Raw genomic sequence first — 16,347 nt, forward strand, 5'->3', positions numbered from 1 at the left:
TTAAATTTGTCTGATAGCTAAATTACAAAAGCCATAGATGTTTTGAGCATTTATGGCTGTTTTTCTGTATAAATGGGTATTCAGAAATGGCTTAATTACCGTATTTACAGCAAGCACAAAACAGATTAGACTTGCCGGAGCACATCCTTCTCCGCCGGTGTTAATTCCGCCATCACTATCTTTTTACTTATCAATACCTGGTTTATATTCCGGCCAGAGTATACTGGCGTAATTTCCCAGTGAAGCATTCACCGTAGCCTCAACCGCGGCAATATTACATCGCCCTGCATCCCGCGTAGCAATGATCCTGTCGGCGTACATCTGTAACAGCGACGGGCATGCGATAATCAGGTCAGTATTCCCGGTAGCAGACAGGTTCATTCCGGTTGATGAAAAAGGCCATTGCATGGCAGTAGTTTTCAGCCTGGTAACAAGTGGATCGTCGGGGGACAAGCCTTTACTCAAACTCAGCAGATCCGGGAGATATCGCAGGCAAAGATCCGCACTGTAAATGCTACCACTGGTGAGTGGTGCTTCATAAGGTGGCAGCCAATGATCAATAGCGGCAATCCCTGCTTCCCTGATAACTGTCAGCTGAGCGGCGTGGTATACATACCCTGCTGCCCATAAGGCTGCTGCTGCGTCGAAATCCGGCGCTTGGCCTGGCATTTCCAGCTTATCTTCCTGGTAATATGCCAGCAGGGCCTCTTGTGCATGCGCTAATTCTGTTGGTGTAAAGGGTATCAGTTGATCAACTACAGTTACTTGTCCGTCGTGCACAAGGTGGTTAATAAACACAGATAAATTCATAGGTAAGCATTTGACCGGCGGTGATTCCGCCGGCTGCGCTTAAAATTAGTAAAAAAAGTTATTCTTCTTCCTTCCAGGTTTGCGCCAGAAACACATAATCTTCAATGTAGCCGGTAGCTACAATAGATTTTCCGGCAAGCGGCATCAGCGGATTGGGCATGAAAGGATTAGCACCGGAAGGACGGATCAGGTAATCACCCTGATCTGTGACCAGGAATACGCCAAGATGCTCACTTTTGCTGTGTTTGCCAAAAGTACGGAGTACCAGTCGCCCGGTAAGCGTAATAAACGGACTGTCGTTATCCCTGTTGGTTTTATCTGCTGACATATTCACGGTAGCCCAGTATTTGATTGTTTTTTTCTTTTACCACTATCACTTTAGTCAAAGGTCCATCACCATGGTGGCCTGATTCCGAAAATACGTGAAATTTCACAGACGGCATGGAATGGCTGATATCATCTTTAGATGATTGGTGCCTGTTGATAAACACCTTTGCAGTTCGCTGGGCGGAGAATTGCTTTTCGTCCAGCAATTGGTGCATGGCTTCGTGTAAAGCGGGATCCGTGGCATGCGTGCCATCGGAAGGATGAGGAACCGCGATAAACCCTTCCAGCATTTTCCCCCGGGCTTCCAGGTTATCACGGCGATTCTGGAGGGTGTTAACAAAAGGCTGAGAAGTGGCTGTTTTACTGGGATCCTTGTCATTGACCACCGGCTGCCACGATGGATCTCCCAGCAGATAAAACTGTGCCGCAGTTTTTAGTTCATAAGGATCCAGCGTAGGACCCATTTCATGGAGAAACCGTTGTCGCGCCTCCAGCATGGCACGCCCCGTAGAGGCGCCATTCAGCACATTGATCACGAAGTATTGCGTAAGCAGGTCGGCCAGCCCCTGCCCGGTAGACGGGCCATAGGCTATATTGGAACTGCCTACAAATGCCAGCGCATTCTGTTGCAGATAACTGTTAGCCATACTCATACGCTTCGCACTGTTCTTTTTCGGATCAAACAACTGTCCGCCGTAACAACATTCCGCAGCTACCACCGTGCCTTTGGATATCTTGGCAGTTAATATATCGGACCTCAGCGCCAGCGGAAAATCAGTGGCTTTCTGACCATAATAACCGGGATTATTAATAGCGCCGTGGCAATTGATAAAGTGGGTTTTAGCCTGCAGCTGTTCCGCTGTCCAGTTAGTGCCGTTCAGCGCTTCGTCACTGCCGGGAAACACCAGCAGGCTGCCGTAGTTGCCGAAAATTTGCTGCAAACTGTTCTGTGTGGAGTTCTGCCAGTCAAATGTACTCAGTGAAAAATACGGGAGGTAGTCCTGCTGCGCAGCAGGTACTGCCGTTATGATATTATTGATCAGTGTATGAAGGTAGGTGGCATCTGCCACAGCAGGGATATCCGGAAGCCGGCCCACTACCCGCACAGGTGAAATGAATTTACCGGGATCCGCATCATATGGCACATCGCAGGCATAGGGGAGATCACTGGGAATAGCAGCATCCGGATCATTCTCTCCCGGCAACAGGTTCTTTAGCCTTTGGAAAGGAATGATATCCTGTGATCCCACCAGCATGATATAGCCTGGTGAATAAAAACGGTACAGGTCATCTATCGCTTTTTTATGCTGGGCATCATCATTAACATCTGTTACTGCCGTTGCCTGGCACGACTGCATCTGCGCCACATCATCCAGGAAAATCACGTGCGCATCCAGATGCCTGTTCTTATCCGCCGCCTGCAGCGCAGTCAGGTCATCCAGGATCTGCTGGTGAGCATCCCCATATTTCTGCTGTAAAGCAGTCCTGTTGGTTATTATGAGTTTTGTAGTCAGCATATTCATTAGCGGAGCTGCCATTTTCTATCCGGTTGAGCTTTCAAATGTATTGAATTAAAGGATAATAAGCCATCAGCACCATCACAATATTATTTACTCACTACGCAGGGTATTTGCATAGTAAAAAAGTAAGCGTATTTTTCAGATAATCTATCCACGTTTTACATGAAAAAATTAATCCTCTTCCTGTTATCCGCCTGCTTATACCAGACTGCCGCCGTTGCTCAGGTGATTGCACGGTTTGTTGTCAAACCCTCCGGCATCGCCCGGCATAATACAGCCGTTCACGCATCATTGCCGGAAGGTGCCGGAAATGAACTGGTACTGGAGGAAATAACCGGAAAAAAGCATATGCCCGTTCCCGTTAGTGTGCAGGATGGGCGCCTGTACTGGGTGCTGAATGGCGATACTCCCGGAGATGCAACACGTACATTTGAGCTGCGCAAAGGTCATCCCCGGAAAGACACCCTGATGAAAGCTGTTATCACCAATGGGCACCTGTTACTGGAACAGGCCGGCCAGCCTGTTCTTCAGTATAATTATAATACAGTTCCGGCTCCTGCCGGCGCCGATACTGTTTATAGCCGCAGCGCTTTCATTCATCCGCTCTGGGCTCCCAACGGCGTTGTACTGACCAATATTTTCCCCAATGCAGGTCATTTGCACCACATGGGCATCTGGAACCCCTGGACCCACACGATGTTTGAAGGCAGGGAAACCGATTTCTGGAACGTCCAGAAAAAAGAAGGCAAGGTACGTTACGCAGGTAAACTGGAAACATTTTCCGGCGATGTTATCTGCGGCTTCTCCGCTAACCAGGATCATATTGCTTTCCTGAAAAACGGCAGCGAAAAAACTGCCCTCCACGAAACATGGCAGGTGAAAGTTTATCCCACCACCAACAACGGCTCACGGCGCATATGGGATTTTACTTCCATCTTCACTCCGGCTACGCCTGCTGGTATTACGTTGCTGCAATACCGTTATGGCGGCGGGTTCGGACTGAGAACCACCGCTGCCTTCACTGCCAGCACCAGCCGGGTATTAACATCGGAAGGTAAAAACCGTAATGAGGCCGACAGCACCCGGGCCCGGTGGGTGAAAATATCAGGCTCCACCGCCCAGGGAAAGGCAGGATTGCTGATCATGGACCATCCTGATAACTTCGACTATCCTCAGCCTCTAAGGGTATGGCCGGAAAATATGGAAGGCGGCGAACTGATGTTCAACTTCACCCCAACCCGGATGAAATCCTGGCAGCTCGACCACGGAACCCGCTACCAGCTTAATTACCGCGTGATGGTGTTCGATGGCGATATTACCGATGCTGAAGCTGAGGCCGCCTGGAAAGACTTCGCCTTTCCGCCCGAAGTGATCGTTATCCAGCCTTAAAGGCTTTTGAGATTTGTTGCATTTTCTTTTACTTTAGCGGTGTGAATGATAGGTTTCAATTCGGTTAACCTCGGAGAAACCTCCCGATACATATTTACAGCCATATCCCGATGAATGAAACAAATTTCAACAGTACCCCGGGTAACGGGAACATGCCGCCTGAACAAGACAGCCGCCTGCCTTTGTGGATGTACATGCCGGGCGCATGGGTACCGGGCACGGAGTGTACACAATACTTCGCAATCATTCATCCGAAAAAATATAACCTACATTTAAAACACACATCAACATGAACAACCTTTCAGAATTGAAATCCACCTTACTGGATATCCACGAGAAAGACAAAAAACAAATCATCAACGCGCTCATTATTGCAGAAATATTCGCTGTGCTGCTATTGGCATTGGTCGGATATTCCCTGTTCTCCAACAGCAACGGAAAGCCTCCGGTAGCTATTCTGTTTATGCTGGCGTTGTTGCCAACAGGCGTACTGGTGGCCTATCTTATTATGCTGGCCCAGGCAAAGAAACGGCCGCAGAAAATCGAAGATTTTGTTAAACGGCTGGAAACCGGTGAACGGATAAATACACTCGACACTTTTACCGATTACAAGCTGACATTGCCCCTGCGTATTATCAGGCTTCGCCTGTTTCCTATGGAATATGCACACATCAGAATAGGGCAGAACCGTACTTTTTTTAAATTGCCGTTGTCGGAAGAAAACGTACAGCCATTCAAAGCTTTGGTAAGCCAATCGCAGCAAACTGCGCCGGGCAATACCATCGGAGGAAATGCAGCTAACTGGTCTTCCAACTGATAATAACGGGTATATGAAGTCACTGGAAGAATTTAACCAATTTATTGATCAGCAGCTGAGCAACGAACTAAAGGCAGTTGAACAGCAACGCATTGCCGGCCGCAATTGGATGCGACGGATGTGGGCTTTCAGCATCCTGTTCTTTGCATTGTTCGTTTTGTTCATCATCTGGTTTGCCGCCAGCTCAGGCGATGCCCGCACCACCTCAGGAACCAGCAGCACACAGATCATCCTGATAGTGGGCGTTGTGATATTGTTTTCTATAGGAGGTTACGCCATGAGTTACTTTATGAAGAAGCAGAAAGGGAGCGATGCGGCGGCGGATTTCCAGCAAGACTTCAAACACCGTGTCGTGAAGCCGATTATCGGTTTTATTGATCCGGGGCTTACCTATCAGCCACTCAATCATGCCAGCTACGACGAATTTACGGAAAGCGGGCTGTTCATAAAGAAGGATTACCATATTACCGGCAACGACCAGGTATACGGCAAAAACGGAGATATGAATTTCCAGTTTTGCGATTTGCTGGTAACACATACACCCTTGATCACCATGAGAGGCCAGGGGCCTGATACCGTTTTCTGCGGAAGTTATTTTATCGGGCAGTTTCCCCGTTATTTCAGCACGCCGGTATATATTCTTTCCCGCAGTGGCCGGCTGGAAAGCTGGTTTGCAGGAAGTGCCGCTGATGAAGGCTTTATCCAAACCTGGAACCTCGGCAAAAAAGTATTGCCAGCTGATGCCAGCTTCAACAAACAGTTCATGGTCTATTCCCCGTTGCCGGAAGACGCAGAACAACTGCTGACCCCATCGCTGATGGAACGGATCAGGGAAATTTCCGGACGTACAAATGCAAAACTGTGGTTGTCGTTTTACAACAACCGGGTATACGCCGCCATAGATCATGGGATGGACTATTTTGAAACTACCCTGAACAGATCTTTGGAGAACAGGAAAATGCTGGAAAGTTTTTATTTGGATTTTATGTCGGTACTGCAACTGGCGAACGATCTGAAAAGTAATGCCACCATCTGGACGACTAACGCTTTTTCCCGGTCCTAAGGTGGTGGTAACACATTAACTTACCGCGCGTTTCCTATTTATTAGATAGACATCCTGTCCATATTTTTTTATCAAGTACATTTTTTTGATGTTAAATCTTTATATGAATAAAAAATAAATAATATATACAGGTTTTTTATCGTCCGCCGAAAGGCTTATCCATAAAGGATTTTTAGGGAAATTTACAGAGATGGATATACGAATAGTGTCTGAGGCCGCCCGGAAATTGAAATAGCGGCAGAGTTTTTTTGGGGATTGAATTCTCTGTAAATATTTTCGCTGTATCTTTACTCCGCCTCCTTTTGGGGAAGGCGAACTTTGAAATTGTAATTGTTAACTTGAATTTTGAAAAACCTGGTATCATCTACATGACCCTGTCATCGTTGACTATATTTGGCCCTGAACTGCAATCTGCTATTAGGATAGCGGCTGCCATTGCGAAGGAATACCGTCATCCGCAATATACTCCCGCGCACCTGCTACGCGCCTGCCTGCACCGGGAAACCGGATTGGCTCCCACACTGCATGAGATGAATCTCGACGTTTACTACCTGGAAGAATGGGCGGAAGTTCGTTTGGATGAAATGCCCCGCGCCTCCCGTATGCCGGACGATCCGGAACCAGACGACGCTGCGGCTGCAGTATTGAACGAAGCATTGAGCATAACCCAGGAATATGACCGGGCAGAAGCGGATGCCTGGAGCCTGCTCCTGGCCCTTTGTACACCGGGGGTAGGGTTCTCATATGAACAACTGAAAACATTTCCGTTTATAAGAGATCAGTTGATAGGGGTAATGAAACCGGAGAAAGGGAACGGAAAAGAAACTACCGCTCCTGCCAGTGCCATCAAACCGGCTGCCCTGAAGTATGTATATCGCATTACTGATCCGCAGCTGCTGAAAACGTTTCATCCCGTTATTGGCCGCGACGGCGAAATCAGGGCGGTCACTGAAATCCTTACCCGGAGAGATCGTGCCAGCGTATTGCTGATAGGAGAAGGCGGTGTGGGCAAAACCGCACTGGCTGAAGGATTGGCCCGTGCCATTGCGCAGAAACAGGTGCCTGTACAATTACAGCAGTCTGATATGTATGCGCTCGATTATGGCGCTTTCATAGCAGGGGCTGCCTATAAAAATGAACTGGAAGACCGTTTGCTGCAGATTGTTCAGCAACTGAAACAAACGGGAAGGCATATACTCTTTATTGATAATCTCCACAGCCTGCTCGACAAACAATCCGGAGGCGGCATGGCCAATGTGTTGAAAGCCGCTTTGGGAAAAGGAGAGATCATTATCGTCGGAACCACTACTCCGGAAGGATTCCGCAAACTGATTGAACCGGATGCGATCCTGCGTCACCGCTTTGAAACCATTTCATTGTCCGAGCCCGATGAAACCCTGGCCAGACACATGATCCAGGCGGTAGCACCCGTATATGAAAGCTTCTATCAACTGAAAATACTACCTGAAAGCATAAACGAAGCCATCCGCCTGTCGGGCCGTTATCTGAAAGAACGGGCGTTGCCGGATAGTGCGATGAATCTGGTAGACAGAACCATGGCGGCCATTCGCGCCAGCCAGGATACCAGCGAAGGCTTGCTGAAATCGCTCAGGGAATCCCTGGATGCATTATCTGCTAAGGAATCCGTACAGGCAGAAGAACTGCATTGGTATTTCAGGCAATTGAAAGAACAGGCAGGAACACTGCTGGCTGCACGCCTGAACATCACACAGGATCTGCAGCTTATCTCAGATGTGGCTGAGCTGAAACAACAACTGCAACAGCTGCTGGAACAACTGGAACAGGTAACTGCCATCCGGCAGGAATCTTTAACACCGGTTGACCTGGCCACGATGATCGCAGCCATGACAGGCATCCCACTCGGAAAGGTACAGTCGCAGGAAAGAGAACGACTGGTAAACATGGAAGATCACCTGCGCAAGAGAGTAGTAGGTCAGGACCACGCACTAAAAGCAGTAGCTGATGCTATTCTTGAATCAAGATCCGGCCTGAGCCGGCCCGGACAACCCATCGGCTCTTTCTTTTTCCTGGGCCCTACCGGTACCGGTAAAACAGAGCTGGCTAAATCGCTGGCCGATTTCCTGTTCCAGGATGAACATGCGATGATCCGCTTCGATATGTCGGAGTTCAAGGAAGAACATGCAGCTGCACTGCTGTATGGTGCACCTCCGGGATACGTCGGCTATGAAGAGGGAGGATTACTGGTAAACAAAATCCGCCAGCAACCATACGCGGTAGTATTATTCGATGAAATAGAAAAGGCACATCCTTCCGTGTTTGATATCTTCCTCCAGATCATGGATGAAGGTAAACTACATGATAGATTGGGGAAAACAGGCGACTTCTCAAATGCCCTGGTACTGTTCACTTCCAATATCGGGAGCGAAGCCATTGCCAGATCTTTCCAGGAAGGAAAGATCCCTGCTTCCCAACAGCTCATGGAACTGATGACACGCCATTTCAGGCCTGAATTCCTGGGAAGGCTTACAGAGATCGTTCCCTTCGGACCTATACAGGCAGCGAATGTGGAAAAGATATTCGACATACACCTGAAACATTTATTGCAGCTGCTGGAACAACAGCATATCCGGCTGGAAGTAACGGCAGAAGCACGGAAATACCTGGCCCGGCTGGGCTATTCGCCGCAATACGGGGCACGACCTTTGCGGGAAGTGATCCGCGGCCAACTCCGCAAGCCGCTGTCCAGAATGATCATCAACGGCAGCCTGCGAAAGGATATGACAGTAACACTGGATATAAAAGATGAACAGTTAGACTGGACTATAATTTGATAAGTATCAGATTGAAAAATTTTAAATTTATCTCAAATGAATGACAACTACGGAATTGGCGGCACAGAAGTGAAGCTCGACGCCAACGAAGCCATTGCGGAGATCTCGCACAACCGTACCTTGTTTGCTGAAAAGTTAACCCAGCAGGCACCCGTAAAACCTGAAATTGTGGAAGGGCTTACTTCCGTAGAAGCTGTTTTTGAACACTTCAAACCGGCAGTAAATGTAAGTTTCCATGATGCAGAAGGACAAACAGTGCCAGAAAAATTGCAATTCCATAACCTGGGAGATTTTGGCGTAAAAGGTATCACTGCTCAGAGTGCATTCCTGAACGACCTTTCAACGGAAAGGGAACAGTACCTGAAAATTATGAAGCAGCTGAAAACAAACAAAATCCTGAAAACAGCGCTGGCTGATCCTGAGGCTCGCAAAGCCATGCTGGGCGCCATCCGCGGGATGATGAAAGACCTTAACACCAAATAATTCACGGTTCCCTGTACAGGAACATAACCTCAATGACTATGGCAGAATTACAGAAAAACCAGGAGTTACAAAATGAAAACCTGTCGTCCCAACAACAGGTAGCAAGCCTCGAACAAAATATAGAGGCCCTGGCAAAGTATGGCGGTTTCGATTTGCTCGAAGGCACCGTGGAAGGCGCGCAGAACCTTAACCCCGAACGTAAGGCACGCCGGAATATCTTCCTTACCGAAGCTGGAAAAAAAGCTGAAAGAGAAAAACTGAAAAAAGTTTTATCCCTTTGGGAAAAAGTATTATCTGAAACTACCGAACTGCCGGAAATGGTGGACTACTGCACCACTCACGCCGAACAGGCCGAAAAAGTGTTGTCTTCCAACCTCGGTGAAGCAGTGGAAAGTACCAGAGAACTGGAACAGTCTTACAGAAACGTAGCACTGTTTTACAAGAATACAGAGTCTGATAAGGTGAAGAACATTTCCTTCATCAACGTGGAACTGGATCAGTTGAAAGACCTGGACAACACCCGGTTTATTGATGCTATCAGCGCTGAACTGGTGAATAATTACGACAGGCTCGATCTGCGTAATAACTACAGTCTGCTGGTGATACCGGGTTACCTGGGCTCCAACAAAGTGATAGAAAAATGGGCGAAGATCGCGCATGAAAATAAAGCCATGCTGGTCACCGATTTTGCACATCTGGATGCACCGGATGATGTAATGGAAATGTTTGAACTGGCAAACCTCACCGGTGGTGAGATTCATCGTTCCAATGTGATCATGTCATGTAACTGGCTGGTTGGCCGTGGCAAATTTGATGAAGTGGGAGAACAGGACAACCTGTATGTACCACCATCTGGCGCCCTGGCTGGTAAAATATATAAAACACTGATGTCGCAGGTGACCGCTGGTAAGAAATTCGGTGGTATGAACGAAGTGGACGGTGTTAAATTTGAACTGAAGAAAAGCGAAATCGCCAGCCTCGAAAAAATGGGCCTGGTGCCAATGGTGAAGGAATATGGCAAGGTGATGGCCTTCAGTGCAAAAACACTGTTCAACGGCGATAACCTCGGTCTGCAAACCTACTCCGTAGTACGTGTATTCGACTTCGTTACAAAGGTGCTCATGGACTTCCTGAACCGCAGGGCCTTCGAAAACTTCAATGCTAATACCCGCAAGGATCTGATGAAACAAATCATCCGCTTCCTGGATAGCATTACAGGCCCGGATAAGCTCATCGAGGATTTCAATATCCGCCGCTTCGAGCAGGATCCGATTCAGAAAGATCGGATTCACCTCGATATACACCTGAAACCATATTTCCCTGCTAAAAACTTCCTGATCAAGATGGAAGGGCAGAAAGGAGATGATGCCGCTGATTGGGAAACCACCTACGAACAGGATGGAAAATAAATTACCGGCAGTCAGCTTCCGGGATATGTCATGTACCGGAATGCTGACTGCCTGATTTCCCTTAACACCAACGAAATATTTAAATGCTGATAGAGATGAAACAAGTGCTGTGCAGTATTCTGCTTTGTTTGTTAATCACATATGCCAACGCCCAGACAGGTACAGATAGTATTCTCACAACGAAAGGTGCAGTTACACTGATCACCTCGGGGGCGCCCATCAGTACTTTCCAGATCGGAGATGGAAAGAACACCGATTACGATTACCGTATCGTGGAAGGTAATATGGTTTTTCTCCGGCCCATTACGCCTAATCCACGGCCTACTAACCTGATTGTCCGGGAAGGCGAAAACATTCACTATCTTATCATTTGCTACACCGACAGAGCAGATCTTGCCAGATTGAAATACACTTTATCCGGCAAGAACAAAACTACCGGTGCACTTACCACCGCAGATGGACCGAAACAGGCTCCCCGCCCGGGTAACGGCGAAAGAAACGGTGCGGTGCCTGTAGCCAATGTGCCGGAAGAAAACAACAACTACCTGATCAGCGTAGATACTGTAACAGTGGGTAAAATAGCCGAAGATTTCGGTAAAGATCATAAGATCAACCACCAGTATGAAATAAAGGTAGATGGTGTAAGCATCGGCTATACACAGGCTATGACGCTGAATAACATGAGCTATTTCTGTTTCCGCGTCCGCAACAAAGGGAAGGAACCTTATGAGATAGTGAAAGCTACCCTGCTGCACAAGGAAAAGAAAGATACCTCCCTGTTGCATACCATGCCTATCCTCTATCGGAGAGGTCCTGCTACCATAGCCGGTAAAGAGGAAGCGAACGAAGTGTTTGTGGTGCCTTCCAAAATGTTTAAGAAGGAAGACGAGGTAGTGGTAGTATTGCAGACAACAGAAGGCCAGCAGCAGCTGGTGCTGTATGTACCCGTTACCGCACTTCCCAGGTATATGATCGCCAAACAATGAGGAAAAGATTCACATTGACGGTAGTGCTGTGCCTGTTGCTTACGCAATTCAGTATAGCACAACAGGTCGATTTCTGCGGCGAAGTGGTGCCGATGGAAAGAGACTTCGTGTCATTCCGTTTGATGGATATCATAAAGCGTAATCTTCGTTACCAGGGCTATCTGCCTTCACTGCGACAGAAAGCCGAATTGTACTTCCCGGTGATAGAGCCCATCCTGCAGCAATACCAGATTCCGCTGGATTTCAAATACCTGCCGATTGTAGAAAGCGGGCTAACCAACGCCACTTCGCCGGTAGGTGCTCAGGGGGTGTGGCAGATTATGCCCGGCACCGCTGCTGACCTGGGATTGACGGTTACCTCAGGATACGATGAAAGAAATCACATCATCAAAGCCACGCATGCTGCCTGCCGGCTCCTGCGTATACTGCATAACCAACTCCGTTCATGGACGCTGGCCGCAGCCGCTTATAACGCTGGTTCGGGTAACATCGCCCGAAATATGAAACGGCAGGGGAGCAGCGACTACTATCAACTGGTACTGAATAATGAAACAGCGCAGTACATTTACAAGATCGTTGCTATAAAGCAACTGTTTGAAAGCCCCGAACTTTACATGCCCGGCTTCGGATACAATGTATTTGCCAAACGCACCGACAACGGATCCGTTTTTGCCTCTCCACCTCCCGCCTCCAGCTATAATGATTTCAATACCATTCGTATTGCCGTGGGAAAAAAGCCGGTGCATAAAGCTACCGTAGTAACCTGCGCTGCAAAGCTACAGATGCTGAAAGCCTTTGCTGATGGCGAACTGGTGAACATACAACTGGTAGATGATTTACAGACAGAGGGAGTCTACATCCGCCGCAATTCCAATTTATCCGGAAAAGGATGGTTGGTCAGCAACCGGGTTTATGTAGACCTGGGCTTTGGTAACGGTGTAGTACTGTATGCTGCCGATGGCAAAAAAGGTGTACCTGCAGAGCTGTTGAAAACCGGTGGGGATGTGCAGTTGCGTAGTGTCAGTAACCGGGAATTTAGCATGGAAGTGAAAACCCATTTCGCCAATAGTTATGCGATCAACAAAGCGCATTGAAAATAAAGCGCCTTTATCCTGAAAAGTATTTCAGGCATCCTTCGCCCAATCAGTCATTATTTATAAAACCCCTGGAAATAAAAAAGCCAGTTTTGCAACTGACTTTATCATGAATATATTTTATGCTGCTTTCGCGCTATCAAAAATTCAGTGTATCATTTACAAACACCCGGTAAGGGAATGTATTACTGGATTTTTCCTCCAGCTGCAATAACAATTCCTCTTTCATATAATGAAGGTTCGCTACCGGATAACTGGCTATCTGCTGATACAGGTTGATCCGGATATCCAGTGTACGGCTATAACCCGCGCCAGCGCCCGGTTGTAGCGACATGCCCTTGTTAATGGTGACAGACCTTACATCCTTTCCGAAAATTGTTTTACACAATGCTTTGATATCTTCTGGTGTCACAATCCGGTTATGCGACAACAAATGGGAACGGTAAAGATTGATCTTCTCATCAATATTCAGCCGGTCTTTTCCCCCTTGCGTATTAGACAGCAGCGTAATACTGTTGGGCCGCGTGTGGATACTGCCATATTCCTGCAGGCGGGTGCCCATGCGTATATTATTGGCGGCTGTACCATTGGTAGAGTAGAATTCGATGAAAATATATTCCGCCCCTTCTTTCGGTTTCACCATAATGTAAGGAATATTGCCTTTATTGGTGCCAGGCTGAAGTTGCTCTTCCAGCGAAGCTATCAGCTGATGCAGTTCCCGCATGCGGTTGGTCACATAGTCGTTCTTAACTTCTTCGAACAGGGAGCTTTCATCGCGGATTACTTCCATCAGATAGGCAATCACTTCCTTTGCTTCACGGGTATCGAACCGCCCGATGCCGCTGCTGCGGATAACCATTTCTCCTTCCTGCATCTGCCCTGCAGTAGAGAAGCTGCGCAGGTAATAGTCGGTACCTTCCAGGTCGTACACCCGTTTGATATCAAAGAAGATATCCGGCGTTTGCAACGGAATGATGTTCAGGTACCGGTTTAGCTTCATTGACTGCTCATTATTTTTCTTGTTGATAACAGGAAAGCAGTTGATGCTGCAGTAAAGATCTTCCAGTAGCGTGTGGTGTAGCGCTTCGGGGAACTCAATGCGCAGCCAGTAAATATCTTTATTGAGCCTGTCGGCCTCTATACCGAAGATATTGGTCAGGGTATTGGGGAGATGAGGACCGCCTGGTGTATGCGTGTCCGTAACCGTCAGGAAGTGCCTGCGGTAACGTTGCAGTATATGCTGGCTATAACGGGCATTGTTGTTAATAGCCACATGGATGACGCTGTCGGCTTCCTCTTCTGCAACCTGCCGGCTGTGTGCGTAGCCTCCTTTCACCATCAGCTCGCGGTCGTCTGCAAATATCCTGGCCTGCGGCAGGTAATGGTAAAACATCTCCTGCTGGTGGATATTGCGGAGATCAAAGAAAAACGACATGCCCTCCCAGGACACAGGTACATCTTCCATATTCAGCCCTATCCACAGGTGATTGTGTGCCATACCGGGGAAAGAGCGTCCCTGCATGATTTGTTCTTTGAACCAGTTGTCGCGGGTTTCAAACAGTTTGTTACCAATCACCATGTATTGTACCATTCCCCGGAAAAGGCGGTGGCTGGCTACTGGTGAAAAGAACAGATCGCGCGTCGGGCTGCCGCTTTTACCATGATGATAGAATTGATGATCAGCGTGTATATCGGCTACCGGTTCGGTAGCAATGGCATGCAGGATGCCGAAAGAGGGCTGGCTGCTGGTGATGGGCTCTGGCATCATGATCTGTGCAAGCCGTTCCACCAACCGGGCATGTGACACATCCACTTCTCCGGAAATCTTCTCCAGTTCGCTGGCACAGGCTTCCAGCAGCAATTGCACAACAGGATCAAAGGAGGTTTCCACTTCAGCATCGGGATACCCCCACAAGCGGGCGGCTGTTTTCAGCATCCTGTCTTTTATTCTTTCTTTCTTTTCCTTCATCTGCTGTTAATAAACAAAAATGATCAATCGTATGATAACGGGCTGATGTAAAAGTAACTGCTGTACTGGAATGGATTATTATTCTTTATCACTGTTCCGGTAACGGTTACCCTGATTTTCTTTTTCATTTTACGGGTGGCCGGCAGCATCAGTTCTTCCTGATTAACGGCTGCTACTACCTTTATCTGAGCCAACCGCTTTTCATACCTCGTAATAGAAAATTTTACGGCGGTTTCAATCTGTTCCTTCACTTCATTATTGGAAGCCTTGATATCGAAATCGCTGTCCCACCAGCGGCAGCCATACTGGGGATCATCCTTGTTTTCCCCGAGTACAGTAGTGATCAGCAGATGGATATGCTGCAATATGGAATCTTCCAGAGGGATCGATGGCATATCCTTTTTCTGCAGCAGCAGGGAAAAATCTATAGGTAACTGATAATATTTTCCTTTCATGTTTACAGTTTAAAATATGCCCAGGAATCTCTTTTTATCATACACGATCAGGATCTCTTTCACACAACCTTTCTCATCCTTGGCGAGGTTTACCCTTTCTATCTGGAATTTCTTTTTACCATAGATGCGGGAGCAGAAGTGAGAGAAGTTATCCACATCTTTCCCATTCAATACTACCCTGGCCTGAAGGTTATTGCAAAGATATTGTGCAAAGTCGGGCGCATTTTTCTGTTTCGCCGTAACCTGGGTAAGCAGGTATTTGAATTCATCATCAGAGATGGACGGACGCGGTGTTTCTTTCACTACCGGGGCCTCCTTCTTCACGGAATCCACCGGCGGAGGCGGTGCAAAAGGAATATCCGGTGTATTGTTACGTTCTACCGGGCGGGCAGGGAATACATTGATACGTTTCATTACCATGTGAGCGGTATCGCCGTTCACGATGAGCGACAGGGTTCTTTCACCGGGAGAGGAGAAAGTATAGGTTACCGACTGGCCGAAGTGTACTTCTGCATTATCCTGCATGAGTTTCCAGGTCCATTTGGAAGCTCCGGAGCTGTTATTGGTAAAGGTAGCCGGACGGCCTGCGAAAACGGCGTCAGGGCCCTCGATCAGCGGAAACAATTCCGGTTTGGTATCAGGAGCTGCCGAAACATTCATGATCACCATTACTTCTCTGGTCCAGTTACATTTTCCACAGGAAAGCGTAACCATATAACTGCCTGCCTTATTAAAAGAGTGATATACCTGACGGCCGGTAGCTTTGGCAGTAGAATCGCCAAAGTCCCACGTATAGTCTGTATTCTTTTTATTTCCTTTATCTGCATTAAAAGTAATAACATCACCTACAGCATAGGTTTTACTGTTTTTGCTGCTTTGTGCATGAACCAGCTTGATTTCAGTAGTACTGCAGTCTTCCCGGTTATCCAGCTGAAATGCCAGTAATGCTGCGCTGATAATAAATAGTCCAAGAAACGTCCACAGCACCATGGGGTCAACATGACTGGCGATATTTCCAAAAGGTCTGAATGAGGTAACCTTACGCTCATTTTCGGGTTTACGGGGGGCCATCGGTTTTTCAGATTTTTACAATTTTAGTATTTTTTTCAGAAAACGGTTAAAGATATTTAGGCCTGAAAAATTTTTCCAGCGGCAAAATTAAGGCACAATAAATTTACAATAATAAAATCAAACCCCTATTTTTGCTTAGTT

The 16,347-nt window shown here is 47.5% G+C and carries 14 protein-coding genes; 8 read left to right on the plus strand and 6 right to left on the minus strand.

Annotated features, from left to right (window positions below):
* Nucleotides 1-183: 183 nt before the first annotated feature.
* From UNH61_RS03895 to UNH61_RS03905, 3 genes are read right to left on the minus strand one after another with little or no spacing between them, the layout of a single operon-like run.
* Nucleotides 184-810, minus strand: coding sequence for a hypothetical protein (locus tag UNH61_RS03895; RefSeq protein ID WP_326990804.1), 627 nt, complete (start codon nucleotides 808-810; stop codon nucleotides 184-186).
* A 58-nt stretch (nucleotides 811-868) separates the two neighbouring features.
* Nucleotides 869-1,138 (minus strand): hypothetical protein, encoded by a 270-nt coding sequence (locus tag UNH61_RS03900; RefSeq protein ID WP_326990805.1) that lies wholly within the window; start codon nucleotides 1,136-1,138, stop codon nucleotides 869-871.
* Nucleotides 1,125-2,675 carry a C25 family cysteine peptidase gene (locus UNH61_RS03905; protein WP_326990806.1) on the minus strand — a complete coding sequence of 517 codons (1,551 nt, stop codon included), beginning with the start codon at nucleotides 2,673-2,675 and terminating at the stop codon, nucleotides 1,125-1,127. Before UNH61_RS03905 ends, UNH61_RS03900 begins: the two co-directional genes overlap by 14 nt.
* Nucleotides 2,676-2,819: 144 nt before the next feature.
* On the opposite strand from UNH61_RS03905, the gene UNH61_RS03910 reads away from it, so the two are divergent.
* From UNH61_RS03910 to UNH61_RS03945, 8 genes are all read left to right on the plus strand, one after another.
* Nucleotides 2,820-4,046 (plus strand): PmoA family protein, encoded by a 1,227-nt coding sequence (locus UNH61_RS03910; protein ID WP_326990807.1) that lies wholly within the window; start codon nucleotides 2,820-2,822, stop codon nucleotides 4,044-4,046.
* A gap of 289 nt (nucleotides 4,047-4,335) precedes the next feature.
* Nucleotides 4,336-4,863: a hypothetical protein gene (locus UNH61_RS03915; protein WP_326990808.1), complete on the plus strand. Its 528-nt coding sequence runs from the start codon at nucleotides 4,336-4,338 to the stop codon at nucleotides 4,861-4,863.
* A 13-nt stretch (nucleotides 4,864-4,876) separates the two neighbouring features.
* The gene (locus UNH61_RS03920) at nucleotides 4,877-5,926 is read left to right on the plus strand and encodes a DUF3137 domain-containing protein (RefSeq protein WP_326990809.1); all 1,050 of its coding nucleotides are present in this window, start codon (nucleotides 4,877-4,879) and stop codon (nucleotides 5,924-5,926) included.
* 338 nt (nucleotides 5,927-6,264) lie between these two features.
* Nucleotides 6,265-8,739, plus strand: a complete 2,475-nt coding sequence (locus UNH61_RS03925) for an ATP-dependent Clp protease ATP-binding subunit (protein ID WP_326990810.1) — start codon at nucleotides 6,265-6,267, stop codon at nucleotides 8,737-8,739.
* A 36-nt stretch (nucleotides 8,740-8,775) separates the two neighbouring features.
* Nucleotides 8,776-9,222 carry a hypothetical protein gene (locus tag UNH61_RS03930; RefSeq protein WP_326990811.1) on the plus strand — a complete coding sequence of 149 codons (447 nt, stop codon included), beginning with the start codon at nucleotides 8,776-8,778 and terminating at the stop codon, nucleotides 9,220-9,222.
* Between the two features lie 38 nt (nucleotides 9,223-9,260).
* Nucleotides 9,261-10,631, plus strand: coding sequence for a DUF5458 family protein (locus UNH61_RS03935; protein WP_326990812.1), 1,371 nt, complete (start codon nucleotides 9,261-9,263; stop codon nucleotides 10,629-10,631).
* Between the two features lie 95 nt (nucleotides 10,632-10,726).
* The gene (locus UNH61_RS03940; protein WP_326990813.1) at nucleotides 10,727-11,617 is read left to right on the plus strand and encodes a hypothetical protein; all 891 of its coding nucleotides are present in this window, start codon (nucleotides 10,727-10,729) and stop codon (nucleotides 11,615-11,617) included.
* Nucleotides 11,614-12,711, plus strand: coding sequence for a lytic transglycosylase domain-containing protein (locus UNH61_RS03945; protein ID WP_326990814.1), 1,098 nt, complete (start codon nucleotides 11,614-11,616; stop codon nucleotides 12,709-12,711). The genes UNH61_RS03940 and UNH61_RS03945 overlap by 4 nt, the downstream gene beginning before the upstream one ends.
* Before the next feature lie 139 nt (nucleotides 12,712-12,850).
* Here UNH61_RS03945 and UNH61_RS03950 read toward each other — a convergent pair whose 3' ends face one another.
* Genes UNH61_RS03950 through UNH61_RS03960 form a run of 3 tightly spaced genes read right to left on the minus strand, consistent with a single transcriptional unit; the run spans nucleotide 12,851 to nucleotide 16,206 of the window.
* Nucleotides 12,851-14,680 (minus strand): hypothetical protein, encoded by a 1,830-nt coding sequence (locus UNH61_RS03950; protein ID WP_326990815.1) that lies wholly within the window; start codon nucleotides 14,678-14,680, stop codon nucleotides 12,851-12,853.
* 23 nt (nucleotides 14,681-14,703) lie between these two features.
* Complete coding sequence (locus UNH61_RS03955; protein WP_326990816.1) at nucleotides 14,704-15,135, minus strand: GPW/gp25 family protein; 432 nt, start codon at nucleotides 15,133-15,135, stop codon at nucleotides 14,704-14,706.
* A 9-nt stretch (nucleotides 15,136-15,144) separates the two neighbouring features.
* Nucleotides 15,145-16,206: a PKD domain-containing protein gene (locus UNH61_RS03960; RefSeq protein WP_326990817.1), complete on the minus strand. Its 1,062-nt coding sequence runs from the start codon at nucleotides 16,204-16,206 to the stop codon at nucleotides 15,145-15,147.
* Between the last annotated feature and the right edge of the window lie 141 nt (nucleotides 16,207-16,347).

The organism is Chitinophaga sp. 180180018-3 (genome assembly GCF_037893185.1).
GTDB lineage: Bacteria > Bacteroidota > Bacteroidia > Chitinophagales > Chitinophagaceae > Chitinophaga.